22 protein-coding genes and 6 pseudogenes are annotated in these 26,009 nt (G+C 69.9%); 16 read left to right on the top strand and 12 right to left on the bottom strand.

Going from position 1 to position 26,009, the window contains the following annotated elements; genetic code table 11:
* Window positions 1–466 precede the first annotated feature (466 nt).
* The 4 genes and pseudogenes from RKD23_RS38810 to RKD23_RS38795 all read left to right on the top strand — a co-directional run.
* Window positions 467–652 (top strand): annotated as a pseudogene (locus RKD23_RS38810) (allophanate hydrolase-related protein); the annotation flags it as partial.
* Between the two features lie 96 nt (window positions 653–748).
* Window positions 749–1,372 (top strand): hypothetical protein, encoded by a 624-nt coding sequence (locus tag RKD23_RS38805; protein WP_424858044.1) that lies wholly within the window; start codon window positions 749–751, stop codon window positions 1,370–1,372.
* A gap of 47 nt (window positions 1,373–1,419) precedes the next feature.
* Window positions 1,420–2,355, top strand: a pseudogene (locus RKD23_RS38800) (IS110 family transposase); the annotation flags it as partial.
* Window positions 2,356–3,739: 1,384 nt separating this feature from the next.
* Window positions 3,740–3,967: a transposase gene (locus RKD23_RS38795; protein WP_424858043.1), complete on the top strand. Its 228-nt coding sequence runs from the start codon at window positions 3,740–3,742 to the stop codon at window positions 3,965–3,967.
* Window positions 3,968–4,022: 55 nt separating this feature from the next.
* On the opposite strand, the gene RKD23_RS38790 is transcribed toward RKD23_RS38795, so the two are convergent.
* From RKD23_RS38790 to RKD23_RS38780, 3 genes are all read right to left on the bottom strand, one after another.
* Entirely contained in the window at window positions 4,023–4,370 is a 348-nt protein-coding gene (locus RKD23_RS38790; protein ID WP_424858042.1) for a hypothetical protein, read from the bottom strand.
* A 357-nt stretch (window positions 4,371–4,727) separates the two neighbouring features.
* Window positions 4,728–5,201, bottom strand: a complete 474-nt coding sequence (locus tag RKD23_RS38785; protein WP_424858041.1) for a DUF5994 family protein — start codon at window positions 5,199–5,201, stop codon at window positions 4,728–4,730.
* Window positions 5,202–5,436: 235 nt separating this feature from the next.
* A complete protein-coding gene (locus tag RKD23_RS38780; RefSeq protein ID WP_424858040.1) occupies window positions 5,437–5,688 on the bottom strand; it encodes a hypothetical protein in 252 nt (83 codons plus the stop codon).
* A gap of 156 nt (window positions 5,689–5,844) precedes the next feature.
* Here RKD23_RS38780 and RKD23_RS38775 point away from each other — a divergent pair.
* Both RKD23_RS38775 and RKD23_RS38770 read left to right on the top strand, forming a co-directional pair.
* A pseudogene (locus RKD23_RS38775) lies at window positions 5,845–6,144 on the top strand (DUF5994 family protein); the annotation flags it as partial.
* Between the two features lie 37 nt (window positions 6,145–6,181).
* A complete protein-coding gene (locus tag RKD23_RS38770; RefSeq protein WP_424858039.1) occupies window positions 6,182–6,373 on the top strand; it encodes a hypothetical protein in 192 nt (63 codons plus the stop codon).
* Window positions 6,374–6,391: 18 nt separating this feature from the next.
* Here the strand turns inward: RKD23_RS38770 and RKD23_RS38765 are convergent, their stop codons facing one another.
* Together RKD23_RS38765 and RKD23_RS38760 are read right to left on the bottom strand one after the other, a co-directional pair.
* A complete protein-coding gene (locus tag RKD23_RS38765) occupies window positions 6,392–7,570 on the bottom strand; it encodes a N(5)-(carboxyethyl)ornithine synthase (protein ID WP_424858038.1) in 1,179 nt (392 codons plus the stop codon).
* A 328-nt stretch (window positions 7,571–7,898) separates the two neighbouring features.
* Window positions 7,899–8,833: pseudogene (locus tag RKD23_RS38760) on the bottom strand (lantibiotic dehydratase family protein); the annotation flags it as partial.
* Window positions 8,834–8,873: 40 nt separating this feature from the next.
* On the opposite strand from RKD23_RS38760, the gene RKD23_RS38755 reads away from it, so the two are divergent.
* The 4 genes and pseudogenes from RKD23_RS38755 (at window position 8,874) to RKD23_RS38740 (ending at window position 12,591) form a co-directional block, all read left to right on the top strand.
* Complete coding sequence (locus tag RKD23_RS38755) at window positions 8,874–9,221, top strand: VOC family protein (RefSeq protein ID WP_424858037.1); 348 nt, start codon at window positions 8,874–8,876, stop codon at window positions 9,219–9,221.
* A 360-nt stretch (window positions 9,222–9,581) separates the two neighbouring features.
* A complete protein-coding gene (locus tag RKD23_RS38750) occupies window positions 9,582–10,229 on the top strand; it encodes a hypothetical protein (protein ID WP_424858036.1) in 648 nt (215 codons plus the stop codon).
* A 178-nt stretch (window positions 10,230–10,407) separates the two neighbouring features.
* Complete coding sequence (locus RKD23_RS38745; protein ID WP_424858035.1) at window positions 10,408–11,616, top strand: serine hydrolase domain-containing protein; 1,209 nt, start codon at window positions 10,408–10,410, stop codon at window positions 11,614–11,616.
* A 263-nt stretch (window positions 11,617–11,879) separates the two neighbouring features.
* Window positions 11,880–12,591, top strand: a pseudogene (locus tag RKD23_RS38740) (2-phosphosulfolactate phosphatase).
* A 342-nt stretch (window positions 12,592–12,933) separates the two neighbouring features.
* On the opposite strand, the gene RKD23_RS38735 reads toward RKD23_RS38740, so the two are convergent.
* The 4 genes and pseudogenes from RKD23_RS38735 to RKD23_RS38720 all read right to left on the bottom strand — a co-directional run bounded on the left by RKD23_RS38735 (window position 12,934) and on the right by RKD23_RS38720 (window position 15,946).
* Window positions 12,934–13,764, bottom strand: a complete 831-nt coding sequence (locus tag RKD23_RS38735) for a glycoside hydrolase domain-containing protein (RefSeq protein ID WP_424858034.1) — start codon at window positions 13,762–13,764, stop codon at window positions 12,934–12,936.
* A gap of 286 nt (window positions 13,765–14,050) precedes the next feature.
* Window positions 14,051–14,326: pseudogene (locus RKD23_RS38730) on the bottom strand (transposase family protein); the annotation flags it as partial.
* A 735-nt stretch (window positions 14,327–15,061) separates the two neighbouring features.
* The gene (locus RKD23_RS38725) at window positions 15,062–15,229 is read right to left on the bottom strand and encodes a PHP domain-containing protein (protein ID WP_424858033.1); all 168 of its coding nucleotides are present in this window, start codon (window positions 15,227–15,229) and stop codon (window positions 15,062–15,064) included.
* 120 nt (window positions 15,230–15,349) lie between these two features.
* Window positions 15,350–15,946, bottom strand: a complete 597-nt coding sequence (locus RKD23_RS38720) for a TetR/AcrR family transcriptional regulator (RefSeq protein WP_424858032.1) — start codon at window positions 15,944–15,946, stop codon at window positions 15,350–15,352.
* 167 nt (window positions 15,947–16,113) lie between these two features.
* Between RKD23_RS38720 and RKD23_RS38715 the strand changes: the two genes are divergently transcribed.
* The gene (locus RKD23_RS38715; protein WP_424858031.1) at window positions 16,114–17,079 is read left to right on the top strand and encodes an alpha/beta hydrolase family protein; all 966 of its coding nucleotides are present in this window, start codon (window positions 16,114–16,116) and stop codon (window positions 17,077–17,079) included.
* A 340-nt stretch (window positions 17,080–17,419) separates the two neighbouring features.
* Here the strand turns inward: RKD23_RS38715 and RKD23_RS38710 are convergent, their stop codons facing one another.
* Window positions 17,420–18,016 carry a helix-turn-helix domain-containing protein gene (locus tag RKD23_RS38710; RefSeq protein WP_424858030.1) on the bottom strand — a complete coding sequence of 199 codons (597 nt, stop codon included), beginning with the start codon at window positions 18,014–18,016 and terminating at the stop codon, window positions 17,420–17,422.
* Window positions 18,017–18,155: 139 nt separating this feature from the next.
* Between RKD23_RS38710 and RKD23_RS38705 the strand changes: the two genes are divergently transcribed.
* Both RKD23_RS38705 and RKD23_RS38700 read left to right on the top strand, forming a co-directional pair.
* Window positions 18,156–19,199, top strand: a complete 1,044-nt coding sequence (locus tag RKD23_RS38705; protein ID WP_424858029.1) for an alpha/beta fold hydrolase — start codon at window positions 18,156–18,158, stop codon at window positions 19,197–19,199.
* A 272-nt stretch (window positions 19,200–19,471) separates the two neighbouring features.
* Window positions 19,472–20,293 (top strand): DUF1963 domain-containing protein, encoded by an 822-nt coding sequence (locus tag RKD23_RS38700; protein WP_424858028.1) that lies wholly within the window; start codon window positions 19,472–19,474, stop codon window positions 20,291–20,293.
* 191 nt (window positions 20,294–20,484) lie between these two features.
* On the opposite strand, the gene RKD23_RS38695 is transcribed toward RKD23_RS38700, so the two are convergent.
* The gene (locus tag RKD23_RS38695; protein ID WP_424858027.1) at window positions 20,485–21,363 is read right to left on the bottom strand and encodes an alpha/beta fold hydrolase; all 879 of its coding nucleotides are present in this window, start codon (window positions 21,361–21,363) and stop codon (window positions 20,485–20,487) included.
* Window positions 21,364–21,500: 137 nt separating this feature from the next.
* Here RKD23_RS38695 and RKD23_RS38690 point away from each other — a divergent pair, with 137 nt between their 5' ends.
* The 3 genes from RKD23_RS38690 to RKD23_RS38680 all read left to right on the top strand — a co-directional run bounded on the left by RKD23_RS38690 (window position 21,501) and on the right by RKD23_RS38680 (window position 25,107).
* A complete protein-coding gene (locus RKD23_RS38690; RefSeq protein WP_424858026.1) occupies window positions 21,501–23,438 on the top strand; it encodes a BTAD domain-containing putative transcriptional regulator in 1,938 nt (645 codons plus the stop codon).
* A 178-nt stretch (window positions 23,439–23,616) separates the two neighbouring features.
* On the top strand, window positions 23,617–23,946 hold the full coding sequence (locus RKD23_RS38685; protein ID WP_424858025.1) for a hypothetical protein: 330 nt from the start codon (window positions 23,617–23,619) through the stop codon (window positions 23,944–23,946).
* A 720-nt stretch (window positions 23,947–24,666) separates the two neighbouring features.
* Window positions 24,667–25,107 carry a hypothetical protein gene (locus RKD23_RS38680; RefSeq protein WP_424858024.1) on the top strand — a complete coding sequence of 147 codons (441 nt, stop codon included), beginning with the start codon at window positions 24,667–24,669 and terminating at the stop codon, window positions 25,105–25,107.
* A 394-nt stretch (window positions 25,108–25,501) separates the two neighbouring features.
* Here the strand turns inward: RKD23_RS38680 and RKD23_RS38675 are convergent, their stop codons facing one another.
* Entirely contained in the window at window positions 25,502–25,906 is a 405-nt protein-coding gene (locus tag RKD23_RS38675; protein WP_424858436.1) for a type II toxin-antitoxin system PemK/MazF family toxin, read from the bottom strand.
* Window positions 25,907–26,009: the final 103 nt, after the last annotated feature.

The following is a 26,009-nucleotide window of genomic DNA, read 5'->3' as shown; positions in this document are numbered from 1 at the left end:
CCGGACGCTACGCCCCCAGGCCCCGGTAATCAGGACTGCCTACAGCAAGCACCGGACCCTCCTTCCGGTTCGACAAAGCCAGGACGCCCCGCTGATCTTCCCGGCCCTCCTCGTCTCAGGCGGCGCCCCGGCCCGCCACCGCGACCAACATTCCCTGCATGGTCATCCGCCAGCAGCCGCACCCTCGCGGCCGGACCATGCAGTGGTGGCCGCGGACCCCGGGCATCGAGTACGAGACCGACTGAGGCGACGTCACGGCCATCGCCGGGCACGACCTGCCCTGCTGGCCCGACCCGCTGCGCCTGCCGCACCTGATCCGGGCCTGGCAGCCCGCCGCCATCACGGCGGTCGTGGAAGAGCCGCCCAACGACAACGAGAAAATCCTGCGCCGCGCCGTGGGCAACGACGTCTTCGACGTCACCTCGCACCTGGCCGCGACGGACAAGGCCAACGACATCCGCAACAACTCGGCGCCCTCCTCGCCGCGCTGCCCCGCCCGATGGCCCTCGGCAGCGTGGAACTCGCCGACGGCCGTTCCGTGCCGGGCTTCCCGTGCGAACCCCAGGCCCTCAAGGGCGCCCAGGACATCACGGCATACGGCGGCTGGCGCGCCGCCCTGCCCGCCCTGCCCGCCCTGCCCCGCACGGAATAGGCCACCGTCGCAGTACTACGCTGTGGGCAGGACGGCCCCGGTCGCGGGGTCCTTGGGGTGGGGAACAGCGTGTCGGCAGAACGTCATACAGCACGGATGCTCCAGCAGATCGCCTGTCAGCAGGACATCGTCGAGATCGCCCCCCAAGGCTCCGCACGGAACGCGGCCGCTCTGGCGTACGTGGCGGAGCAGTACGGTTACGTGTACGGCATGGCGTACCGGACCGGGTTCAGGAACTCGCTCGTCCAGGTCCGGATGTACCGGGATCCGCACCCCAAAGCGCGCGTCCGCGAGGCGGCCACCATCGCCGCCCATCCGCAAGGGGGCAACGGCGGAACGGTGCCGGGGTTGGAGCAGGGCTCGCTGAAGCCGCGTCCCGAAGCGGTCGGTGCCGTGGCCGTGGTCAAGGATCTCGTCACCTTCGACGTCATGGCCCAGTACGTCGCCAACCGCAGGCAGAAGGCCACGGTCTACCTCGCCTGCGCGGTCCTGACGGCCCTCCTGCTCATCGACAGGTCGCCGGTCGAAGCGGTCGCCTCCGGCGGGGTGGTCGCGCTGCTCTGCACCGTGGCGTTCACGGTGGGCGCCGTCCGCCGCGGGAAGATCGCACAGCGGCTGACGAACGCCGGGTTCGCCGTGGTACGCGACGAACACGGTGCTGAGCGGTTCCTGCGCCCGGGGCAGCCGTTGCCCGGCCACACCAACCCGTTCACCGGCTGACACGGCCCACCGAAAGAGGCCACCTCCCCCCCCCCGTTACCTTTTCCGTGGCTCCGCAACGGGGCGACATCGACGTCTTCCTCGGCCTGGACGTCGGCAAGGGCGAACACCACGCCACCGCCGTCACCCCGGCCGGGAAGAAAGCGTCCGACAAGCGCCTGCCCAACACCGAACCCAAGCTCCGCGAGCTGTTCGCGAAACTCCAGGCCAAGCACGGGACCGTGCTCGTCGTGGTCGACCAGCCGGCCTCGATCGGCGCCCTGCCGCTGGCGGTCGCCCGGGACATGGGCTGCCCGGTCGCCTACCTGCCCGGGCTGACGATGCGGCGGATCGCCGACCTCTACCCCGGCGAGGCGAAGACCGACGCGAGGGACGCGTTCATCATCGCCGACGCGGCCCGCGCGATGCCGCACACGCTTCGGGCGATCGACGGCGAGGACGAGACGATCGCCGAGCTGGAGATGATCGTCGGCTTCGACGACGACCTGACCGGCGAGGCCACCCGGGTCGCCAACCGGCTGCACGGTCTTCTGACCCAGATCCATCCGTCGCTGGAACGGGTCCTGGGGCCGCGGTTGCAGCACCCGGCCGTCCTCACCCTGCTGGAGCGGTTCGGGTCACCGGCCCAGATTCGCAAGGCCGGACGGCGGCGGCTGGTCACGCTGCTGCGGCCGAAGGCGCCGAGGATGGCCAAGCGTCTGGTCGAGGAGATCTTCGCCGCCCTGGACGAGCAGACCGTGACCGTCCGGGGCACCGAGGCGGCCGCGCTGATCGTCCCGAGCCTGGCCGGATCGCTGGCCGCCGTGCTTGAACAGCGCAAGCTGCTGGCCGGGCGGATCGAGGAACTCCTGGAGGCCCACTCTCTTTCGAAGGTCCTGACGTCGATGCCGGGAGTCGGCGTCAGGACTGGAGCCAGGATCCTGATCGAGGTCGGCGACGGCAGCACCTTCCCGACCGCCGGCCACCTCGCCGCCTACGCCGGCGAGGACGAGCTGCTGTCCGACTCATTCCCGATCAAGGAGGACGGCATCTGCTACGTGGTCGAGGCCGACGACGGTGACGGCCAGTACGGCGACGACAGCCGCCCTGGTGCGGCAAGGCAGCGGCCCTGCGGGCTTCGCCGGTGTTCCACGCGTGCTGAGCAGAAGGTTGCAGATCCACACTTCGCGTGCAGGCGGCCTTCGACAGTACTCCCGCCCAAGGCGGATCTCCTACGATCGGAGAACCGGCCGGGGACGAGCGAGAGGGACTGCGGGGGACCCATGACTCTTGACGAAGAGAGGTACCACCGGGCACCGGAAAGGGAAAGCGAGCGGCGACTAACCCGCACCATGCCGAAGCAGGTTGCCTATGACGTGGTGCTGGACTGCCTCTCCCGGGCACCGGATGAGGTGCCACGCACCCGTGCACTGATCGGTGCCGGAGAGAAAAACCCTTGGTGGCACGGCCTCTTCGCTCTTCTCCTTGCCATGCTCTGCACCTATGGCGCGTTCGCATCGGGTTGGGGCATGTACGTCGTGTTGCAGGAGGCTTCGCGAGCGGTCGCCATCGCCTGTGGTGTCTGCACTGGACTGGTCTGGTGCGTGTTGCTTTTCGCGGCGGGTACTTCTCTCGGAAACAGACTTGACAGGGCCGGACGGCGGGACGGGTTGGTGCACAGGGGCACGGACACGGTGCTCGCCTGCTTTCGCGCGCTGGAGGCACCGGACACGGAGCGCGCCGGACCCCTCCAAGAGGTCGATGCCCTGTACCGCCGGACCGAGCCCCTCGTGCTGCGCGCGCACCGGACCCGCGGCACGATGGGGAGCTCCTCGCCACGGCGGACCGTCGCGCGTCAGCACGCCGAACTGGTGGCAGGCGCGCTCCGCCGCGACCTGTGCCGGGTGGATGCCGAACCGCAGGAGGCGCTGCGGGATCTGGCGGGGAAACTGGTCACGGTCTGCGAGCACTATGCCGAGGGACGGGTGGGCCGGCTGCTGCCCGAGGCGGACCTGGGGGACGTGGAGCCGGTGACACTCACCCGCCAGAGGCTCCGAGAAACGGCGCACATGGCGGGGGTGATCGTCGCCATGTTCTGCGGAGCCCTTGCCGCATGGCTGGGCGGCCGGGCGGCCGGTCTGCCGCAGGGCCTTCCGTTGGAACTCGCGCCGGCGGTGGGGATGGTGCTCGGCGGGCTGCTGGCCGGCGGCTGGCAGCGCATGGTTCGGGTGGCGGAACTACTGCCGGGACGGTAGCGCCGCAGGCCATGGCCACCCTCTCGACCTGGCGACTCGTGCGCAAGCCGCGATATTCCCCACCCGCATCACCAGCTCCGTCCAGGCTGGCCTTGCCCTGCCTGACGGGGTGGTGACACCTCCACACCGCAAGTTGAAGAAAGACGCTCCCGCCTGGTACGAGGAGATGCACGAACGACAGCGCAAGGCGCATTCCTCACGGCGTATCCGCATCGAGCACGGCATCGCCCACTTGAAGAACTGGAGGGCGCTTTCCCGCCACCTCGGCCGCCGCGAGCACATGAGCGACATCGTCCAAGCCGTCGCCGGACTGCTCTCACATCAGCAGACCGCCACCCTCCCCGGCAGTCGTCCAGCGTGAAAGTGTGCTGGCACTGCAGTTCTCGACGCGCCACGGCCAACCACGCACGAGGTCGTTAGATGTGGAGCAGTCGCTGGGTGATCTCCCGGTACTGCCTCAGCGCGTGCCGAAGTTCGCCGGACTGCGCGTCGGGGTTGTGGCTCTGCCAGCCGGCGCGCAGGAGACGCCGTCGTTCCGCAAGGGCCTTCACGAGCTGTGCGGTCGCTTCTTCATAGGCGCTCTCGGCCTCTACCAGCGCCTCGAGCGGGCTGTCGGCGAAGGTGTTGAGGGCGTGCCGAAGGCGCTGGACGATCTTGTGCTGTTCGTCCGACGGGAGCAGCGGCTCCGGGCTCGGGCTACGGCGTCCGGCCGGACCCGGTGTCGGGTCGGCGGATTGCCGGGCGCGTGTCTGGTCGTACATCATCGGGGGCCACTTTCGTTCCGCCTCAAGGCGTCCTTGGTCTTCTCCACGGCCTGTTTCAGGCTTCCGGAGACGTGGTCGTTCCTGCCTCGGCGTTGCAGTCGCCTGTTGCAGGTGACCGGCCGAGCTCTTCCGTGATCCTGCCCTTCATCGTCTGCGCCTGGTTCCTGATGCTCCGTGCAACGGTCAGGGCCGGACTCGCTGTTGTCCGGTGGGTGCGTTGTCGCGGGGACCGGGCGACGCGGAATGGAGGAATGCTTCGCCGTGTGTTCCGGAGTTGCCTGGGCCGGCACCGTGCGGTCTTTCCGCGTCCGGCGACGGTCCGTGTCAACGCGGCGGCACGCGATCCGGGTTGCCGCGTTACGGCCGGGGCGGCGGCGCATGAAGCCGCATCTCCGCCGCCAGCCCGTCGGGCCGTCCGGTGTCGGCGTCGGCCGATGTGGAGGGGGCGTCGACCAGTTCCGCCGTCATGAGAGCGGTCGCGGTCGACTGCGGGGCGGTGCTCGCGCTCGCAGCGGCCATCAGCCGGGCGGCCGACGGGGCGCTGGCCTCCGGAGGTATCACCAGGAGGTCCCATCGGCCCGACGTTCCGGACAGCAGCAGGATCTTGTGGGGGTCCAGCTCCGTGGTGAACCAACCGGCCTTCACCACACGGCCGTTGACGAAGATCCGTTGCGGGATGACCGGCCAGTAGCGGGTGTTGACGGCGATACGGGTGATCCGCCCCCATAGCGGGTCCAGTACGTCGGCCAACGCGGGCAGTTCGTCGCTCAGGTCACGAGAGCGGGGCCACCATGCGCCGTCCAGCTCGACCTGCCCCGGGGAGGGGCCCACGGATTTGAGGGCAAGGCGTGCGGTCGGGGCCCTGAAGGGCACGGCGCGCGCCGAGGGATGGTTGGTGATCGCAGACATCGTGCGAACCCGTCTCCGAACCCCTGCAGGTGAGCAGTTGCCCGGTGCCGTTGGTCACCAGGAACGACACCGGTATCGGGGCCGGTGCGCGAAGTGTTCCCGATGGGTTCACGCTACTCCCCGAAGACGCCGAACGTACCGCTCCCGGAGATCCCCCTCACTTCCGGCGGCCGTCCTTCCCCGAGGAGCGGCTGGTCTCCAGCCAGGACCGCGCCGGTTCTGCTGCGCTGGTCGTGTCCACGGTGAGCTCGAGGCGGGTCCCACCCTCGGCGTCCGCGGGATAACTGCGCTGTTCTGTGGAGGCGAAGCAGTGACGGAGAACCTCCGCGACCCGACGGGCGACCTCGGGGGAAGCGGCGACGATACGTACGTCCGCGTGTCCGTCGGGGGGAGCTTCCTGGTGCTGCATGACGACCTCGTTGTTCCCGCATAGGCATGGATCCGTAGACTGGGTCTTTCACCCTACTCCGGCCCGTGTGACCAGCGAGCTTTCCGACTGCTGCGAGCCGCGGAGTACCGTGAAACGAGTAAGTCACTCCGAATTCCTCGCAGACAGGCGAGTGTCATGTCCGACTCCGGTTCCCCGCATGTGACCAGGCTCCTGCCGGACGCTGTCCACGAGGCGGTGAAGCCGGGGACGGCTGTCGTACGGCTACAGACCACGCACGACCGGCGGGGCGTTCTCGACGGGGCATGGTGGCCATGCTCCCGTGATATCGCAGCCGAGCTTCCCGCCCTGATCGCCGCACTGACCGAGTACCTCGGGCCGCTCACGCGCGTCGGCCTGGACGCCGGAGCCTGGGACGCCCTGCCGACGCGGCTGCTCGTCGACGACCGCGTCGTCCATATCGACTCCTTCGCCGTCCTGGAATGAAGGCACGCCCCTGACCTCGACGGGTGAAATGGCGTTCAACACCGCCACGGCACTCACCGCACTGGTGTCCGCCGCCGCCATCACCGAGCAGAACCACATCTACCTGGAGATCAAGCACCTGCGCGGCGAACCCTCCCACACGGTGTTTGCCCTACGACCCGGGGGAAGGCGACCGGCGCCGACCGCGCGACGGCTCGGACGGCGGTCGCAGGACGACTGAACGCCAGATGCCCCGCCGCTACCGCCGCGACGCCGCCCGGGCCTCCTCGTGGGCGTGCGGGTACTTCGCGGCTCGGTGCTGGAAGGCGAGCACCTTGGGGTTCTGGACGACGCCACGGCGGATTTCGATGGCGTGCTGGATCGTGTCGTCGGTGTCCCAGCCGTCGGGGCCCTGGAGCACAACGTCCAGATACGGCAGAAGGGCCTCGCTGTTCTCCCAGGTCGCGGAGTTCCACAGGTAGGAGGGGCTGTGGTCCACCGCGTAGTACCTGACGTGGTCGCCGACGGTGAACATCGGGTCGGTGAAGGTGGTGGGCCGGGCCCAGTCGAAGCCCATGCCCTCGTCGCAGGAGACGTCGATGACCAGGGTGCCGGGGGCCAGCTTGGGCAGGTCCTCGTCTATCAGGAACATCAGCGGCGCGTCGGTGTCCTGCAGCACGCAGTTGACGATGATGTCGTGCCCGGCGAGGAACTCGGCCAGCGGCAGCGGGCCGTCCTCGGTGAGGGCGACACTGCGTCGCGGCTCAAGAGTGTCGTCGGCCTCGTCGTGGTCGAATTGGACGATCCGCGCGGAGTGGATCGGGGAGCTGACAGCGGTGACGCCACGCGCGGTGAGCACGTCGACGTCGTGCACGCCCAGGGCGCTGAGCGCGGTCACTGCGCCGCGGGCGGTCGCGCCGAAGCCGATGACAACCGCGCGCTGCCGGCGACCGTAGTCGCCTGTCACGCCGGTCAGCTGCATGGCATGCAGGACCGAGGAGTACCCGGCCAGCTCGTTGTTCTTGTGGAAGACGTGCAGGTTGAAGGCGCCGCTGCGGGTCCAGTGGTTCATCGCCTCGAAGGCGATCAGGGTCAGCCGCCGGTCGATGGCGGTCTGGGTGAGTCTCTCGTCCTGGACACAGTGCGGCCAGCCCCACAGGACCTGACCCTCGCGCAGTTCCGCCAGATCTTCGTGGAGCGGTTTGGCCAGCAGGATGACATCGCAGTCGGCGATGAGTTCCTCGCGGGTGCGAAAGCCCGCGACGAGCGGGGCGAGTCGGCTGTCCGGAACGCCGAAATGCTCTCCGTAGTTTTCCTGGAGATAGATGCGCTTGCGGAGACCGGCATCGATGCGGTCGAAATGAGCGGGGTGAACGGGCAGACGATGCTCGTTTTCCTTGCGGGTCTGCGACATGATTCCGAGCGTGAGCTGCTGCAAAATGCCCCTTTGGTTGCTCCCTGTTTAGCACACCGGGGCAAGCCGGCAGCCGGTCGCGACGGGCGGGGCCAGGGCCGGGCACACGGGCGCGAGCCGGGTCCGGGCAACATACGCGTGGCCCTGTGCGCTTCCGAGCGGCGGCATCCGTCTCTGCGGCGATCGGGTCGCCCGGTGCTGCTCAGCGCCGTCTCGGGTGCGGCCTCGGTCGACCCTCGCGCGGGCCTGAAGGCGCTACGGCCCGGCGACAAACAGCAATTCCCGTAAGAACGCGTGCCGGAGGACATCCGGCACCATGCAGATGAGCAGGCCGATTGGGCTGTCTCGCTGTTCTCCGGTCGTCCTCCACAAGGTAGACCCGCCGAGGCAGCCGCCGCCGAGCCCGCCAATCGGTGAGGGCGGACTCCCATTCGGTCCGAGGGCGTGAGCGGCCCGGCAGCTCCGTCGCCTCCAGCCGCCAACGGGCCGCGGCGAGCACCGTGCGCCCGTACCGCAGGCGCGGCAGAAACGGCATCGCCGCCGCGGCGCCCCAGTCGAACACGGTGACCTGCGCGCATTGAGCGCGGGACAACTCGGTCAGGAATCGCACCAGCGGCGGAGTATGCGTGCGGAGGTTCAGCGCGTGCATCCCGACAGCCTCGATGCGCCGGCCGCGCTCGGGGGCGGCGAGGTACATGCGGCAGCCGTGGCACCCCACCGCCAGGTCCGCAGGAGTGAGGACATCGTCGGCGGGGGCTCGGTGTTCCTGGAGGCTGATCACGGTGGGCAGGACTCGCGGGGCACGCGTGACGTGGGCACTCTCGGGCAGGAGCGGCGGAAAGGAGAGTTGCGCGGGCACGGTGTTGCTGTCGGCGGTCGGGAGATCAGCCAGCTCGGCGGCCAGGGCCTCACGGTCGGCGGGGGCCAGGACGCTGAGGAACCGGCCCGTGGAGACGCCGACACCACGAGACACGCTCACGACCTCCAGCCGGAACCGCCCGCGCTGCAGCTCACCCACGCTGGCTGCATGGATCCGCACCCCACCTCCAGGTGCGGCAGCAGGCGGGGTTCGTCGGGCCCTACGTCCAGGGCGTCGATCAACTCGTCGGTGAGGACCACCTCGTCGCGGCCGTCGAGCGCGGCGGCCTGCGCCAGCCGTACGAGAGCGTCGTCCCGAGCGGAGACGCGCGGCCGACGGGCACCAGGCGGCGTTTCCGGGTACCCGTCGGGATAGCCGGTGCCACCGTCCGCGACGACTTCCAGCAGCGGCACCATCGTGCCGATGCCGGGGAGACAGAGACACCTTCCTTCTTGTTTGGAGTCGTCAATGGCCGTTCGCCGGGTCGTGCCCAACATCCAGTCGGAGGCCGCGCAGGAGAGCCGGGAGTTCTATGGCCTGCTGGGCTTCGAGGAGGTCATGAACCACGGTTGGATCACGACGCTCGCCTCTCCGTCCAACCCGGCAGCGCAGATCAGCGTCATCACCAGCGACAAGACTGCGCCTGTCACCCCCGACATGAGTGTCGAGGTGGACGACGTGGATGCGGCCTATGCGGTCATGCGGGCAAGCGGCGCGGAGATCATTCACCCCTTGCAGGACGAGGAGTGGGGCGTGCGGCGGTTCTTCGTCCGTGACCCCAGCGGACGGGTGGTCAATGTGCTGGGTCACCGCTGACGACCCTCTCGCGTCCCTGGTGCGAGTGCTGATCACAGGCACTCGTTGATGGCCGCGACGAGGACGGTTGCCTCGTAGCGAACCGTGAGTTTGTCGTATCTCGTGGCAGACCTGACCCGCCGCAAGCCTCCGGCGGGTTACCTGCTCCCTGGTGTCCGAGCCAGGACTACGGGGCCGAACCAGCTGCCCCCGCGACCGCCTTCATGAAACCGTCGATGCGCCGCGGCCGCTGGAAGGGACACTGTCGAGGACCGCGCAGGTGGCGGCCTGGCGCGAGGAGGGACACTGCTGCGGCCAGGCGGGCGGGGGCTCTAGGGTTGCGGTGATCATCGTCGCGACGAACCGCACACGGGGGCACATATGAGCATCCACCGTCCAGGCCTGCCAGAGGACCTGCCGCCCGCCCAGGCGCTGTGGGCACGCTGGGCCCTCCTCGCCGCGGTGGAGGCGACCACCGAGGCGCAGGGGCGCAGGGGCGGGTACCGCACGGGCCGCTGGATCGACGCCGAGGGGCTCCACTGGGACGACGCCGGGTGCACCTGGTGGGTCATGAGCCGGATGGGCGAGGACCGGTTCGTGCTGTACGGCGAGGACGAGTCCAGCGACGTCAAATGGCACCAGCCGCCCATCGACATGCTCGCCGGCGGCCCCGACTGGCTGCCCTACGAGGAACTGCACGACCGGCTCGCCGGGAACGAACTCGGCTGCGTCTACTGGTACGACAACGGAACCTGGAGCCGCGCACCCTACCCCGACAGCCTCCAGGACGACGGCCTGGACTGCGGCATGAGCGACTTCACCGACCGGGACAAGGTGCTGCAGGAACTGGAGAGCCGGATCGGAGCCGGCGACGGACCGGGCCCGGCCGCTGTGCTGGCCGACGCGGAGGCGCTCCGGCTGCAGCCGCGAGCCCTGCTGGAACAGCTGCGCCCCGTCTCCGCCGACGGCGACCCGCTGGACCCGCAGGCCGTGGCAGAGGCTCTCGCACGAGCAGGTCTGTGCCGGTGAGGCGAGGCGACACCCCGCCCGCTCCCCGGCCGGGCCGGCTGGTGCCTCGCCGCGCTTTGAGTGTTGCGTGGCCCGAACGAGTGGACTCCTCCCCTGACCACCGCAGCCGCGGCCTGCACCAGGGGCGCGGGTGGTGATGTGGCCGTCGAAGCACCTCCGCTGCGAAAGAGGCCCCCACATGCGACGTACCCCCTCCCGCCGTCTGCTCACCGCTGTCCTCCTCGCAGCGTCCGTACTCGGCCCCGTGGCCCTCTCCCCCGCCACCGCCGTCCACGCCGCGAGCACCGCCCGGCACGACCACGACGGGCGGGACGACTGCCCGCCGCGCGGGCTGGGACCCGAACTGACCGCCCGGCTGGACCGGGCCGTCGACAACGTCCGCCGGCAGGCCGGCATCCCCGGCCTGGTCGTCGGGCTCTGGATGCCCGGCCAGGGAAGCTACATCCGCGCCACCGGCATCGCCGACAAGACCACCCGCCGGCCGATGACCCGCGACATGTACGTACGCATCGGCAGCGAGACCAAAACCTTCACCGTCACCGCCCTGCTGGAACTGGTCGACGACGGCCGCATCGGACTCGACGACCCCATCTCCGACTACGTCGACCACGTACCCAACGGCCGCCACATCACCCTGCGCCACCTCGCCGAAATGCGCAGCGGCCTGTACCCCTACACCTTCGACCCCGACTTCCAGCACGACCTCCTCAGCAACCCCAGCCGCACCTTCACCCCCCACGAAGTCCTCGCCTACGGCTTCAAGCACAAGAACACCTTCGCCCCGGGAACGCAGTTCCAGTACTCCAACAGCAACCTCGTCCTCCTCGGCCTCGTCATCGAAAAGGTCAGCGGACAGCCGCTCGCCGACTTCATCCAGCGGCGGGTCCTGCGCCCGGCACACCTGCACCACACGCTGTTCCCGTCCGACGCCTCCATCCCCGAGCCCCACCCGCGCGGCTACACCAACCAGACCCTGACCGGCGCGACCGTCGACGCCACCGACTGGAACCCCAGCTGGGCCTGGGCAGCCGGCGCCATGATCTCCAACCTGAACGACCTGCGGCACTGGGCGAAGACCGTCGCCACCGGCACCCTGCTGCGGCCGGAGACCCAGGCACAGCGGCTGAAGATGCTGCCCACCGGCATCCCCGGCACCAGCTACGGCCTCGGCATCTTCAACAGCAGCGGTTGGATCGGCCACAACGGCTCCATCCCCGGCTACGAAACCGTCACGGTCTACCTTCCCTCGCGGAAGGCGACGCTGGTGCTGATGCTCAACACCGACATCACCTACCAGGGCCAGGAGCCGTCGTCGCTGGTCGCCCGTGCCATCACCGAGATCGTGACGCCGGACAACGTCTACGACCGCCCCACCCCACCCAGGTAAGCCCGCCGCAGTAGACCCGCCCGGCGGGGAGCCTTCCGTCATCGCACCCTGCAATGCATCAACTGCGCTGACACGCTCACCCGGCCTGGCTTCGTTGATCTCTAGGAACAGCGTTTGTCGGCTGGTTCCGGAGGCAGTTAGTGATCAGTCGGGGCACGGGTGCCGATGCCAAATGACGGCACCACCCCGTTCCCCGAACCCCGGTGGTGGTCGTTGGATCGCCTGTTGACATCAGCGATGCGGGTCTCGGCGAGAACGGCGAGATGGATCATCGCTTCGTCGGTATTCCGGAGTTGACTGACGTTCCGCTGTGTTGCGGTCGTCGTCGACGTGATGCGGGCCTTCACCGTGGCTGCTTGGGCGTTCTCGCGCGGTGCCGAGAAGATCGTCCTGGCCTCGTCAGGGGGTGAGGCACTGGCCTTGAAGAGAGTCGTTCGGGTTGGCTGGTGCTGAAGGACGGTGCCCCGGCAGCGGGTTTCGACACGGTGAACTCACCCGGTCTGATCAGGTCGCTCGATCTGGCCGGTCGCACGGCGGTGCAGAAGACGACAACCGCAACCGTCGGCGCGCTGGCCGTCGCAAGCGCGCCTCTCGTCTTGTGCGCGAGTTTCGTGGTGGCCGGCGCGACAGCGCGGTTCCTAAAGACGGAGTTCCGAGCCTGTGACGTTCCTCGTGACCGGCGACGCAGGCCAGGCCGCCGACGACCTGGCCTGTGCTGAATACATTGGTCAGCATCTCGCCGGAGGCGACGTCGAGGTGGCCCCGTATCCCGTATCTCCACCGTGCGAGGACCTCCCGGGCAGCAGCTGGCCTTGCCGACGGGATGCGACGCCGATATCAGGGTGTTCATCAGGACGATGTCGACCTCTGTCTGAAGGTCGACGCGTTCTCCTTCGCATGGTCGCTCGCCAAGAAGACTCTCTGATAGTGCTGCGTCCCGCTGCGGTGCCCGAGAGATCAACCGACGACAGTTGATCTGCTGCCACTGTTGGGGGCATCCCGCTTTGGCGGGCTCCTCGGCTCGTGCTCGGGTGCTGGCGAGGCGGTAGACACCTCGAACCCGCGGAAGGGGGTAGCCACACCTGGGACGACGTCCACCAAGAGCTCTGCGATGTCACGATCACAAATCTGATCGCGCTGGCGTCGCTCGCCCCTGACGCAGAGAAACCGTTCGAGGAGCGGCTCCAGCACATCGTCGACCGTTTCACTCACCTGACGTTTCCCCCAGGCACCTGCCCGAGAGCAGCACACCGCCGGCCAGCCGCATGACCCTCGGTCGCCGTCGGAAGCCGCGGGTCGGACCGTCGTGCCGAGCGGTCAGCCGATGATGGCGACCGGGGCGTCCCAGGCGTTGCGGTCGACGGTGATGGTGTGACCGCCCCGGGTCTCCTTGCTGTTGGCCTTGTACTGGTGGCCGCGGCTGTGGTCGGTGTACAGCTTCGGGTCCCAGGGCCAGTCCCGGGTGGTGGTCTCCTGACCGTTCCACTGGGCGTACCAGAGGTTGCCCGGCAGGTTCGTGCGGTCCTTGGCGGTGGCGATCGCCGCGGCGCTGGAGCTGCTGAAGCCGTAGAGGCCGGCGCGGTAGGTCTTGGCGCGCAGGGTCTTCGAGAAAGACCGGACGTAGGTGAGGGTGGCCTCGTTGCACGCCTTGTCGGCGATGTTGTAGGACTCCATGTTGAGGTAGATGGGGCTGCCGGCCTTCATGCCGAGGGCCGCGGCCTTGGCGATCGCGTCGTTGGCGTTGCTCACCCCGACCGAGGCCGCGGTGGCCGCGGTGAACCTCTCTCTGTTCCCGCTCCTCTGGCAGGGTGGCTGGGCGCCGACGTACAGGGGGATGACCCGCCAGCCGAGCGTGTCCACGGACTTCACCCAGGACCTGGTCAGATTGGGCTGGGCGCAACCGCGGTTCTTGCCACCGACGTAGACCGCGACGCCGCCGTAGTAGGCGTCCCTCTTCCATGCCTTCATCGCGGTGAGCGAAGGCGCCGTGCAGGCGTCGAACGCCCGGCCCGTGTACGTCTTCTGCGCCGGCCACGCCGGGGCGGCCATCGAGGTCTGCGCCGCGATCCCGGCACCGGCCACGACGACGGCACCCGTCGCCGCCAAGGCGACGTAGCGGCTTCTCCTGGACAACCTGTGCTTCGGCATTCCCCACCCCATGCGACATGTCAAGACGGGCTCCGGTACGCCGGAGCCGACCGCGATCACTTCTGGCCCAGTCTCGCAGGTCGCACCAGCGGTCGTTCCCTCGGCCGGCGTCGGGTGCCGGCGCGACCACGCGACAGGAACACAGGCATGGCGGTGGAGCACGGCTCGAGCCCGGCCGGGTCGGGGCGGTCCGGGCGGTATCGGGCCGGCGTGACTGGCGGCCCTGGCCCTCGAGGCGGCCGGTGGCCCACAGCACCACCAGACCGCGCTCCAGCTGCCGGTCAGGCGGGAGGCCGATCGCCACGACCAGGCGGCTGTTGGCGTCGATGACGACCTGCAGGTTGTTCGAGTACCGGTAGTTCTTGCTGAAGTCGGCGATGCTGCGGTCGCGGGTGGGCACCAGGTTGCCGTCCACGATGTGGATGGTGTCCTTGCGTGGCCGACGGTCCGGCGAGATGGCCAGTAGGGGCGCGAGGTGGTCAAGGATGCGGTCGCCTGCGGACTTCGAGACACCGAACAGTGGCGCCACCTGCCGCAAGGTCAGGTTCGTGCGCCAGTAACAGGTCATCTCAATTGGTGAGTCTGCGGTAGCAGATGAGGGTGCAGGCGATGCTGGTGAAGGCCAGGGCTGCTTGCTCTGCCTCAGTCTGCCCAGTGACGGCAGCCCGGGCCACCTGGTGCCGGTGAGCCAGATGGCTGACGACGAGCGCGCCGATGGCAACTACAACTCCCCCGATGGCACTGACGGCTTCAATCACCGGCCCCTTCGTTCGCCCGAACATTCGACTGTCGTCCGTTCAGAGAAAGTCGTTGCATGAGGGAACCCTCATCAGGCGCTGGGTGATGACGTCTTTGCGAAGCGGCCACCCAGCGCTCGGGGGTTGGACTCCACACTCATCAGTGCGTCTGCAGCGGGCCGACCCTGCCCCGCAGGGCCAGCTCGACTACACGGGTCCCGCCGCGTGGCCCGGCCTCGCCCACACCACAGTATCCGCCGCCCGCACCGCCAGCTCGGCGGGGCGAGTCGGCACGTGCTGATCGGCGACTTCTCGCCCGGGGACTGCGACGACCACCTCGCCCGCCACCTCCCCCGCGACGGCCAGCCCCTCATCGGCGAGTCCGTCCGGCAGGTCATAGCCCCCTCACATGGCCTGCCCCTGTACCTCGATCTGTCCGTCGCCCGCTTCCTCGAGCTGCGCCGCAGCGGCCCCACGCCCGCTCCGGCCGACTTCGACCACGACTTCCTCGCCCTGGTTCGCCCGCGCGCTGTACGACCTCCCCGCAGGCGCGGGCTCGATCACGTGGGCGCCACCGCGGACCAGGGTACGGCGGCGCTGTGCGGGGCGGGCAGGGCGACGGCGGGATTGATGCCGAAGATCGGCCGGATGCCGTGCTCGAGGGCGGCCTGCACGAACCGTACGGCGCCGGTGACGGCGTCGCGGTCAGTCAGAGCCAGCGCGCTCATGGCGTTCGGCGGCGCGCTGGACGAGCTGCTCGAGGTGGGCGGCGCCGAAGCGGATGGCGAAACCCGGAAACGGTGCGTGGAAGTCGCGGAGGGGCCAGGTCGCGGTGTTGCTCGCCGGCATCAGGACGCATTAGGTCGCTGGAGTCCCTGGAGGAGGAGAGCGATCAGGCGTCGGGGGTCGTAGCGGGGGTCGTTGTCGCGACCGATACAGAGGTTGCCGATGCCGCGCATCAGCTCGTACGGCTGTGTGCCGGGCCTGATGTCGCCGGCCTCGACCGCAGCATCCAGCAGTTGGGCACAGACGGGCAGCAGGCGGTCGAGGAAGTAGGCGTGCAGCGCGGCGAAGCGGTCGTTGTCGGACTGCAGGGCGTCGGCGAGCCCGTGCTTGGTGACCAGGAAGTCGACGAAGAGGTCGATCCACTGGCGCAGTGCTTCGAGTGGAGAGTCGGCACAGGCCAGCAGCTTCGGGCCGGCCTCGGCGCAGGCCTCGATCTGGTGGTGGTAGACGGCTGTGACGAGATCCGCCCGGGTCGGGAAGTGGCGGTAGATCGTGGCCATCCCGACGCCCGCCCGTGCCGCGATCTGGCGGATCGGCGCGTCGACGCCGGAGGTGACGAACACCTCGGCGGCGGCAGTGAGCACCGTCTGGCGGTTGCGCTGGGCGTCGGCCCGCTTGCCTCGGGACGGCGAATCCCCTGCCGGGCTCTCGGTGGCCATCACGTGTTCCTTCCCTACCGATTGACAAAACGGAGCATCGCTCCGGATAGTAAGTGGAGCGGCGTTCCGTTTCAGGCTATCCGAAACGGAACGCTCCTGACCGCCATGTCGTCCGCCGGTCGCAGGAGACCGGCGGGCGTCATGGCCACCGAAAGGGAACCCACATCGTGAGTACATCCACCGCCACCAGCACCGACGTCTTGGGCGCGCCCGTCCCGGTCCTGTCCTTCAGCCCCGTAGTCCTCCCCGTGGCCGGACGTCCCGTGGACCTCCAAGTGCGCGTCTCTGCACCCGCGACCGGAACCGGCCTCCCCGTCATCCTCCTCTCCCACGGTCACGGCCCCTCGAACAACCTCTCCTCGCTCAACGGCTACGCGCCGCTCGCCAACTTCTGGGCCGCTCACGGATTCGCCGTCGTTCAGCCCACCCACCTCACCTCCCGGACACTGAGCCACCTGGTCGCCGACGCACCCGGCGCACCCGACTTCTGGCGCTCCCGCGCCGAGGACATGACCCACATCCTCGATCGGCTCGACGTGATAGAGCGCACCGTGCCGCAGCTCGCGGGGCGCATCGACCCCACCAAGGTCGCCGTCGTCGGACACTCGCTCGGCGGCTTCACCGCCGCCCTCCTGCTGGGCGCCGGGCTCAACGACCCCGACACCGGCAGCGTGGTGCACCTCGTCGAGCCCCGGATCAAGACAGGCGTACTGCTCGCCGCGCCCGGCAGAGGTGGCGACGTCCTCAACGGGCCCATGGCCGAGCAGTGGCCGATCATCGGTGCCGTCGACTTCTCCACCATGACCGCACCCGCACTGGTCGTCGTCGGCGACAAGGACGATTCCCGGCACTTCACAGACATGGGGCCGGACTGGCACGCCGACCCCTACACCCTCGCCCCTGGCCCCAAGACCCTGCTCACCCTGTTCGACGCGGAGCACGGACTTGGCGGGATCGCCGGATACGACGCCGCCGAGACCACGGACGAGAACCCCGGGCGAGTCGCCGCCTTGGCCCGGCTCACTGCGGCCTACCTCAGCGCCCAGCTCCACCCCGGCACCCCTACGTGGCCGAACGAATGCGAGGCACTGACGACCGGCCCCGCCCCAATGGGACGAGTCGAATCCAAGTAAGCCTCCCACCCCGCAGTCAGTCGCACGTAAGCCGCCCCGCCCTGCTCGGCGTACTGGAGATCATCGAGGACCGTTCCCCGCTCGGCTCCTGGGCCCTGGACCGGCTCCGGCACTCACCACCATCTTCGGCGTCACCGGGACCGTGCCCCGCACCCACAGGTGGACACCGCCGGCCCCGACGCTCACATCCTGACCCCGACGGCACCCGAGCCGGTCGGCGAGACCGCGGGCGCTGAAGAAGCGCTGTCCGGTCGATCCGGTCAGGGCCCCGGTCGGAGCAATGCGGTTCCACCACCGAGGCACGCGGCTCGTCGAAGCCGCTCACTCAGCAGCCCTTCTGTCACAGCGGCTTCGGCGTGCGCTGCCGTTGGCGCTCGCCCTGGGGTCCGAACATGATCAGGTACTCGACCGGTCCGCTGGGGCTGGAGTTCGCCACTCCGTGCGGGGTACGGGTGTCGAACTCGGCGACGTCCCCGGGGAGGAGGATGAGGTCCTGGTCGCCGAGCGCGAGCCACAGGCGGCCGTACAGGACGCACAGCCACTCGTAGCCGTCGTGGGAGACCTGGCGGGGCCGCGCGGGCGGGTCATCGAGGGCGGGCAGGACGTGCTTGTGGGCATGCAGGCCGCCGACGTACCGGGTCAGCGGGAGCACCGCCTTGCCGTCGCGCAAGCGCAGCGGGGCCGTGGCGCGGGACTCGACGGCGGGGGCGGGTGCTGTGCCGGCCAGTTCGTCCAGGGAGACGCCGTACTCCTTCGACAGTTGCAGCAGCACCTCCAGGGTGGGCCTGCGCCGGCCGGTCTCCATCCGGGACAGCGTGCTGGTCGAGATGCCGGTCGCACGGCTGACACCGGCGAGCGTCGCGCCGTGGCGCTCGCGCGCGGCCCGCAACCTGGGCCCCATCGCGGCCAGCGTGCCGTCCACGTCGTCGACTGCCACCTTGCGCGCTCCCTTCTTGCCACACCGCTCCACCGCTTCGTCCTGCAAGGTTGCCAGGCCGGCAACAGCGATCGCGTCCAGCGGGTGCGTCACCGCATGATCGACGGGTAGCCGCGTCACCGCGCACCGAGGAGAAGCCATGCAGCCCGAGCCGACCGCCGAACTCCGCCACCGCACCGTCGAGGCCCCGGCCGGACGCCTGCACCTCGTCGAGCAGGGCAGTGGCCCGTTGGTCCTGCTCGTGCACGGCTTCCCCGAGTCCTGGTACTCCTGGCGCCGACAGCTCCCGGCCCTCGCCGCGGCCGGCTACCGGGCGGTCGCGATCGACGTGCGGGGTTACGGGCGCTCCTCCAAGCCGGAGGCGACCGACGCCTACCGGATGCTCGACCTGGTTCAGGACAACGTCGCCGTCGTACGCGCCCTCGGTGAGGACAGCGCGGTGGTCGTCGGCCACGACTGGGGCTCCAACATCGCCGCCGCCTCCGCTCTGCTCCACCCCGAGGTCTTCCGCGCCGTCGGCCTGCTGAGTGTCCCCTACGCGCCCCCTGGCGGCCCGCGCCCCACCGACGTCTTCCGCCGGATCGGCGGCCCGGATCAGGAGTTCTACGTGTCCTACTTCCAGGAGCCCGGCCGCGCCGAGGCGGAGATCGAGCCTGACGTGCGGGGCTGGCTCGCGGGCTTCTACGCGGCCCTGTCCGCCGACACCATGCCCGCCCATGACGAGCCCGACCCGCACTTCGTCTCCCGCGGCGGAGGCCGGCTGCGCGACCGATTCCCCACGGGGGTGCTCCCGGCCTGGCTGAGCGAGGACGACCTCGACGTCTACGCCGGGGAGTTCGAGCGCACCGGGATCACCGGCGCACTCAACCGCTACCGCAACATGGACCGCGACTGGGAAGACCTCGCCCCGCATCACGGAGCCCCGATCAAGCAGCCGTCCCTGTTCGTCGGCGGCGCCCTGGACGCCTCCACCACCTGGATGTCCGACGCCATCGACGCCTACCCCACCACCCTCCCCGGCCTGTCGGCCTGCCACCTCCTGGACGGCTGCGGCCACTGGATCCAGCAGGAGCGCCCCGACGAGGTCAACCGCCTGCTGACCGACTGGCTCGCCACGCTCCAGGTCGGCACCGGGCAGTCCAGGCGCAGCAGTCCGCGCGCCGGCGCGGTGCCCGAGGCGTGAGCGGCGTGGGGCTGTGATGGGCGGAGTGCGGGTCGGCTGGTCGGAGGCTGGTCGGAGATGGAGCACCGTATGGACTTCCCAGCCTCCTCCAGGAGTTCGGCTCGCGGCAGGGGCGGGACGGTCGGCGGACGGGAGGTCAGCGAGTGGGCGGCAGGCACGGGCAGCGAATCGCCCGACGGTCTCCAGCCGAGTCCACTCGCGCCCAACTCCCTTGCGTAGCTGAGGGTTTCCTCCTGCCACGACCTCCTCACGAGCGACGTTAAGGTGACCCGGTGACCGACGCGAGCATGGACAGAGTGCACCGTTTCCGGGCCGAGGCCGCTTCCCGGGAACTGCCGTCGGAGGAGGTGGACGAATGGATACGTGTCGCCCGTCCGGCGGTGTACCTGGCGGAGGACGGTGACGGTCCCGTCGTGGCACGGGTCGGCGGCGATCCCGTGCTACCGCTCGGCGCGCCGACGCCGTCCGATCCCTTCGTGGCCTGCGTCGACCTGGCTGCTCTCCCGCCCGGCGTCACCGGCCTCCCGCTCCCCGCCGACGGCCATCTGCTCCTCTTCTCCGGCACCGATGTGCACGGCATCGGAGGACAGGTGTCGGACACGGTGCTGTACGTCCCCGCCGGGACCTTCGCGACCCCGCACCCTCTCGCACACAGCCGGCGCGAGCCGTACCGGCCGCGTGAGCTCCGCACGGTCTGGCACCAGCCGAGCGCGCAGATGCCGGAGAGTTTCGCCCTCGACAGATGGGGCGACTTCCCCGAGGACGAGCAGTTCGAACTCGCCGACGAACTCGCCGACGCCTGGGCGCACGGCGGCGGCTACCGCCCTCCCTGGACCTTGCAGATCGGCGGCCACCCGGTCTCGCCCCAGAACGACCCCGTCCACTACGCCCGTGGTCCCCAGGAGGCCGGTGACTCCGAGCAGGGCGGTACAGCCCACGCGGAGGGCGCCGACGACTGGGTTCTCCTGGCCACCTGGAGGTGCGGCGACGACGTCATGGAGCTGGACTCCGGTGTGGCTCACTGGGTGGTCCGCCGCGAGGACGTGGCCGCCCGGCGCTTCGACCGGGTCCACCGCTACGTCGAAATGGCGTGACCGCGCGGGGCGGGGGCGGCGGGCCCACGGCGCTCACCGAACCGCCGCCGCCACGCCCACCTGGTCCTTGGTGCCACCGTGACGATCGGTCCGCCCGGAACCCATCGCCTCCCCAGCCTCCGGCCCATCCTGGCGGCTAACGCCAAGGGATACGGCCGTACACCCGCGGGCGCTGCTCTCCCCCAGCGGGCTCAGCGCAGCAGCAGGTCGCGAATCGCCTCCGTGATCTCGTCGGGCGCCTCCTCGGCCATGAAGTGCCCCGCGCCGGTCAGCCGGTGGTCCAGGTCCGGCGCCCACGCGCGCCAGACCGCGGCAGCGTCGTAGCCCAGTCGCGCGCCCCAGTCCTGCTGGACGACCGTCACGGGCATGGCCAGCTGGGAACCGGCGTCCTGGTCCGCCTGGTCATGTGTGATGTCGATGCCCGCTGACGCCCGGTAGTCCGCGACGATCGACGGCACGGCCGCGGCGCTCGCCCGCACGTACGCGGACCGGACCGGTTCCGGGAGGGCGGCAGGGTCCCTGCCCCAGGAGTCCAGGAAGGAGCGGAAGAAGGCGTCGGCGCTGTTGGCGATCATCGTCTCCGGCAGCCCCGGCGGCTGTGCCATGAGAAACAGGTGGTAGCCGACCGCCGCCGGGACACCGTGCAGGACGTTCCACATGTCCAAGGTCGGTACGACGTCGAGGACGCCCAGGTGCGTGAGGGTCTCGGGATGGTCCAGTCCGGCCCGGAAGGCGACCAGGGCGCCTCGGTCGTGGCCGACCAGGGCGAAGCGCTCATGGCCGAGCGCCGCCGCCAGGGCGACGACGTCAGCGGCCATGGTGCGTTTTGCGTACACCTCGGGGCCGGTGGCCGCCGGCTTGTCGCTGGCACCGTAGCCGCGCAGGTCGGGACAGATCACCGTGTGCTCCCCGGCGAGCCGCTCGGCGACGTGCCGCCACATCAGGTGGGTCTGAGGGAAGCCGTGCAGCAGCACGACGGGGCTGCCGCTGCCGCCGACGGCGGCAGCCAGCTCCACTCCGTCGGCGCCGGGCAGACGGACGTGGCCGAAGCCGGGGATGGTGGGAGTCATGAAGCGCCCCTTCCTGGGGTCGGGAGAGCGGCGAAAGCCTTGCTCCGGGGACTGACGGGTTCAGCGTGGGCGACGGCGATCAGCAGCCGATCAGTACGCTCCGACGCCGCGGACCCGCGGCACGGAAGATGGAGGGCATGCGAATCGACGTACTCGGTGCCGTGCGGGCCTTCGACGACGAGGGCGCCGCGGTCGACCTGGGCGGGCCCCGCCACCGTGAGGTGCTCGCCCGGCTTGTCGCCGCCGGGGGGCGGATGGTCGCCACCGACACCCTCGTGGACGACCTGTGGGCCGAGCCGCCGGTGCGCGCCGTGGGGGCGTTGCGTACGTTCGTCGCCGCGCTGCGCCGCGCCATCGAACCCGGCCGGCCGCCGCGTACCCCGCCGCGCGTCCTTGTCACGGAGGGTCCCGGCTACGCGCTGCGCCTGCCGCGCGACAGCGTGGACGTCCACCGGTTCGAGGACGCCCTGGCCCGCGCTCGGCGTACACCCGATGCGCTGACCGACCTGGACGCCGCCCTGGCTGCCTGGCGCGGCCCCGCCTATGCCGACGTGACCGGCTCCGCGTGGGCCGAGCGCGAACGGACCCGGCTGGAGGAGCTGAGGCTGGAAGGGGTGGAACTGCGAGCCCGCCTCCTCCTCGACGCCGGTTCGGGAGCCGAGCTGGTCGCCGAACTGGGCGCCCACGTCACCGAACATCCCTGGCGTGAACCGGCCTGGGGGCTGCTGGCCCGCGCACTGCACCGGGCAGGCCGTCAGGCGGACGCCCTGGCCACCCTCCGCCGCGCCCGCACGATGCTCGCGGACCAGCTCGGGCTCGACCCCGGTGCCGACCTCCGACGCCTGGAGACGGACATCCTCCGCGGAGCCACGACGCTCCATCCCCCTCGCACCGTCTGGACCGCGGGCGTACGACTCGGACCGCGCACCACCACGGAACTGGCCCGCACGCTGGCGCTCGCGGGTGGTGACGCCCTCATTCACTCACGGCGCGACCGCCTCGCCGCCGTCGAGGCGGCGGAGCGCACCGGAGACGTCACCCTGACCGCCCGCGTCATCGGCGCCTACGACGTGCCCGCCCTCTGGACCCGAGCCGACGATCCCGCTCAGTCCCGCGCCGTCGTGGCGGCGGCCGAGCGTACCCTCACCGCGCTCGGCACCGACGGCCCCGCCGAACTGCGCGCCCGCCTGCTGGCCACCGTCGCGATCGAGAGCCGCAGCGCCGATCTGTCCGTCGACGAAAGAAGGCGCGCGGAGCAGGCAGCGCGCGAGGGCGAGGCGCTGGCCCGGGAGCTGGGCGATCCCGCCCTGCTCGTGTTCGCCCTCAACGGCGTGTTCCTCCACTCCTTCGCCCGGCCCGGGCTCGCCACGGCCCGGGACGCGATCGGCTCCGAGATCCTCGACCTGGCCACCCGGCACGAACTGCCGGGCTTCGCCGTGCTCGGCCGACTCATCCGCATGCAGTCCGCCTCCGCCCTCGGCGACCTCGACGCCGCCACCGCACACGCCGAGGCCGCCGAGCAGCTCGCCGTCAGCACCGAGGCCCTGCTCGTCCCCGTCCTCACCAGCTGGCTCCGTGCCCGGGCCACCGCCGCCCGCAGTACCGAACCGGGCGGGCCGACCGCCGCGACGGCCGCCGCGCACTACCGCGCCGCCGAAGACGCCCTCGCCGAGACAGCGGCCATGCCGGGGCTGCACCGGGGGCTGTTCGCCCTCGCCCTCCTGGGCCTCCGTCTCCTGCACGACCGTCCCGCGCCCACCGATCCCGCCCTCGACTGGGGCCCGTATCGCCCGTGGACGCAGCCCTTGGTGCTGCTGGCCCGCAAGCGGGACGAAGAGGCCCGTACCGCCCTGGCCATGGCGCCCGAACCGCCCCTTGATCACATGCAGGAGGCACTCTGGTGCCTGACCACCCACGCCGCCGCCGGCCTGGGCGAGCGCCGGATCGCCGCCCGCGCGGCAACGGCCCTGCACGCCGCCCGCACCGAACACGCGGGCGGGGCGAGCGGGATGCTGACGCTGGGGCCGGTGGCGCGGTACCTGGCGGAGGCGGAGGCGTGCGCCGACACGCACTGACGGCCATCGTCCGCGGATGCGCTCCCCGGCTGCCCGCTCCGCCTTGACCGGGAAACGTCGACCCGGATGAGCCCGTCGCCCACCCCGGTCGGACAGGGGATCGCGGACGTCCTGCGGCAGTTGGCGAGCGGCGTCACGCAGGCCAGCCGGTGAGCCCCCGCGCCGCAAGAGGCGGACGGTGACGTCCCGGTCCTCGCCGGTGCGGCGGCGCACTCGCAGGACCGTCAGGCGGCAGCGGGCGGACGAGCGGCTGATCGGCCTGCTGGTGGCCGCAGGGCTCGCCGTCGCCGTCGTGGTGACTGTCGTGAACTGGCTCATGGCCCATTGGTGGGTCCTGGTCGTCCTGGGTGTGCTCGCGGTGGGGGCCGGCATCGCGTGGCTTCACCGCGTGCAGCTGAGGGCAAGGTGGGAAGCGATCCGCCAGGAGAGAACGTGCGCAGAGGCTGTCGTGGCGTTGGCCGGTGTGCGGGACGGCGAGGGCCGGCCGCGACCGTCGCAGGCGAGGTGAACCTTGGTGGTCAGTCCGCCTCGGGATAACGCGCCGGGATGGTGCACGACCTCGGCGAGACTACGGAGCCGGACGCCGAGGCGATCGTGCAGCCGAGCACGCCTCACCGATTGAACGCCTCATCGTGGAGCGGTCGGCTTCCAACCAACAGGTCAGCACATCGTGGGTGACACCGTGGCGAAGGTGAACGAGCGTCGCCAGCAGCGATCAACGAAGACAGCTTGCGCTTCGCCCCTGTGCCTACCGCCTGGCACCGTGGTAGCGACGTGTGTCCAGCCTGATGTAGTGCATGCCACAACGGGCCAACCTTGGCGACGAGTTCAGCCGCACGAACTCGTCAGGCCGTGCAGCGAGAATGCTGTCGATCCCGCAGGTGACCCCCCATGGCCCTCGCGGTAGCCGACTCGGTCGAACGCGGTATCTACAGCACCCTGCGCGGGAGCCGAGCTTGTCGGATGAGCTCATTGACCGGTCACCAGTTGAATTCTCAACACAGCGGTCGAATTGCGCCGAGCGGCGCTCACGCCTTGGGTGTACGTTCGAAGTAGGTCCATATCGGCATGTCCGGCCGCCGAGCCCAACCCTCTCTTACGCAGAACGGCCCGGGTGGCAGTGTGCGTTTGGTGGCTCCTTGAGCAACCCCATTCGGGACCCATAGACACCAAGGGAGCTGATGCTCGGCTCAATCATTGCGGCTGGGCGAACATCGGAGGGTCTGACATGGCAGACACACTTCCCAACCCGGCAAGCGACGACACGACCCGATTCGAAGCCGCGCCTGACCCGGACGGCACGTTGATCCCGATACCGTCACAGGCGCCGCAGGGCAAGCCCATTCGAGACGATGCACGGATCACGGTCAGTCCACGTCAGGAGCGCGGCTACTACGTGCAGATCTACAACGGCCCGCCTGACCCGCCGAGCGACGTCGAAGAATCCATCAGTGAGCTCCTCACGGACCTCCTCACCGAGACCGGTCAGAAAGCAATCGAAGACGCGCTCTTCGTGGGAGCACCTGCGGTTCTGGAATTCCTCGCTTCGGCCGCAGGCGTGTTGGCTTCCGTTCTCACCACCTCACCCTTGCTGAACGAGCAATTCTTCAGGGGTGTCATGGATGACGGGACAGCCGTCACTTATGTGGTGCTCACCCCCAAAGATTAGTACTCCAGCTGTAGTTCGCGATCGCCGTCGAGGTGGACGGACCGGACTTCACCGACGAGCCGGTGCCGGTCCCGGGCGCCGTGACGGAAGTGCCGTGCAAGTAGGCGCCGCACCTGCCTGCGCCGTTACCGAAGGCGCCCACCGACAAGCTCGAGACCATCAGGCGGCATCGCCGCAGCCAGCGCCGTCGTATGACCACCGGACCACGTGGTCCGACCCCGGACGGGACGGGCCGACCGCCCGTCGGTCCGGGGGCACGGTCGGCGGCACCCCCTGATACTCCAGCCGTAGATCGTTGTCTCGATGGTGAGGGGCGTCGAGGCGGCAGGTGTCCAGCGTGGATCACCTCGCCAGAGATCGTCCATGCCGTCGCGGGCATCGGCACCTTCTCCGTCTACCCGAGTTCACCGCGACGGAGGGCGTCCCTTGGCTCGCTGAGCTTCGCGGTCGTTGCCGGGGTCCGCTCCTGTGCTTGTTCAGCGAGTCGGAGGGCATCATCGATCTCGCTGAGCTTCCTGGAGGACAGGACGGCCGCCCGCTCTATCAGGTCGTCCCGGGACACGGTGGTCAGCCACGTGCACGGGGTGAAGCCTGGACGCGGGAACGCGAGCCGCAGCACGCCTTCGAGCGGCAGCCCTTCATCGGCGCCGACCGTCACTTCGATGCCCAGACCGCTGATGTCGAGGCCCGCCGGAGCGACGACCTGCATCACCTGGAATCCGGACGCCTCGTCTCCTGACAGCAGTACGACCAACCTCCGCTCGTCGAACTGGACCCACCAGACTTCGCCACGTTGCACAAGCCCTCCGATACACAGCACCGCAGGCAGACGCTGCGCGACCTGACGCGGTGTGGAGACGGGTGCGGCCACCGTTGATCATCGGTGTGAAGACAAACGATCA

It is taken from the genome of Streptomyces sp. SAI-170 (assembly GCF_049739565.1).
GTDB lineage: Bacteria > Actinomycetota > Actinomycetes > Streptomycetales > Streptomycetaceae > Streptomyces.
Note: the sequence above shows the minus strand (reverse complement) of the source record. Positions and strands in the feature narration are given on the sequence as shown.

Excerpts from the sequence above, each read along its gene's own strand:
- RKD23_RS38695 (WP_424858027.1), bottom strand. The coding sequence starts at position 21,363 with ATGACTCCCACCATCCCCGGCTTCGGCCACGTCCGTCTGCCCGGCGCC.
- RKD23_RS38705 (WP_424858029.1), top strand. The coding sequence starts at position 18,156 with ATGCAGCCCGAGCCGACCGCCGAACTCCGCCACCGCACCGTCGAGGCC.
- RKD23_RS38680 (WP_424858024.1), top strand. The coding sequence starts at position 24,667 with ATGGCAGACACACTTCCCAACCCGGCAAGCGACGACACGACCCGATTC.
- RKD23_RS38735 (WP_424858034.1), bottom strand. The coding sequence starts at position 13,764 with ATGCCGAAGCACAGGTTGTCCAGGAGAAGCCGCTACGTCGCCTTGGCG.
- RKD23_RS38690 (WP_424858026.1), top strand. The coding sequence starts at position 21,501 with ATGCGAATCGACGTACTCGGTGCCGTGCGGGCCTTCGACGACGAGGGC.
- RKD23_RS38780 (WP_424858040.1), bottom strand. The coding sequence starts at position 5,688 with ATGCAGCACCAGGAAGCTCCCCCCGACGGACACGCGGACGTACGTATC.
- RKD23_RS38755 (WP_424858037.1), top strand. The coding sequence starts at position 8,874 with ATGGCCGTTCGCCGGGTCGTGCCCAACATCCAGTCGGAGGCCGCGCAG.
- RKD23_RS38745 (WP_424858035.1), top strand. The coding sequence starts at position 10,408 with ATGCGACGTACCCCCTCCCGCCGTCTGCTCACCGCTGTCCTCCTCGCA.
- RKD23_RS38790 (WP_424858042.1), bottom strand. The coding sequence starts at position 4,370 with ATGATGTACGACCAGACACGCGCCCGGCAATCCGCCGACCCGACACCG.
- RKD23_RS38805 (WP_424858044.1), top strand. The coding sequence starts at position 749 with ATGCTCCAGCAGATCGCCTGTCAGCAGGACATCGTCGAGATCGCCCCC.
- RKD23_RS38750 (WP_424858036.1), top strand. The coding sequence starts at position 9,582 with ATGAGCATCCACCGTCCAGGCCTGCCAGAGGACCTGCCGCCCGCCCAG.
- RKD23_RS38770 (WP_424858039.1), top strand. The coding sequence starts at position 6,182 with ATGGCGTTCAACACCGCCACGGCACTCACCGCACTGGTGTCCGCCGCC.
- RKD23_RS38720 (WP_424858032.1), bottom strand. The coding sequence starts at position 15,946 with ATGGCCACCGAGAGCCCGGCAGGGGATTCGCCGTCCCGAGGCAAGCGG.
- RKD23_RS38725 (WP_424858033.1), bottom strand. The coding sequence starts at position 15,229 with ATGAGCGCGCTGGCTCTGACTGACCGCGACGCCGTCACCGGCGCCGTA.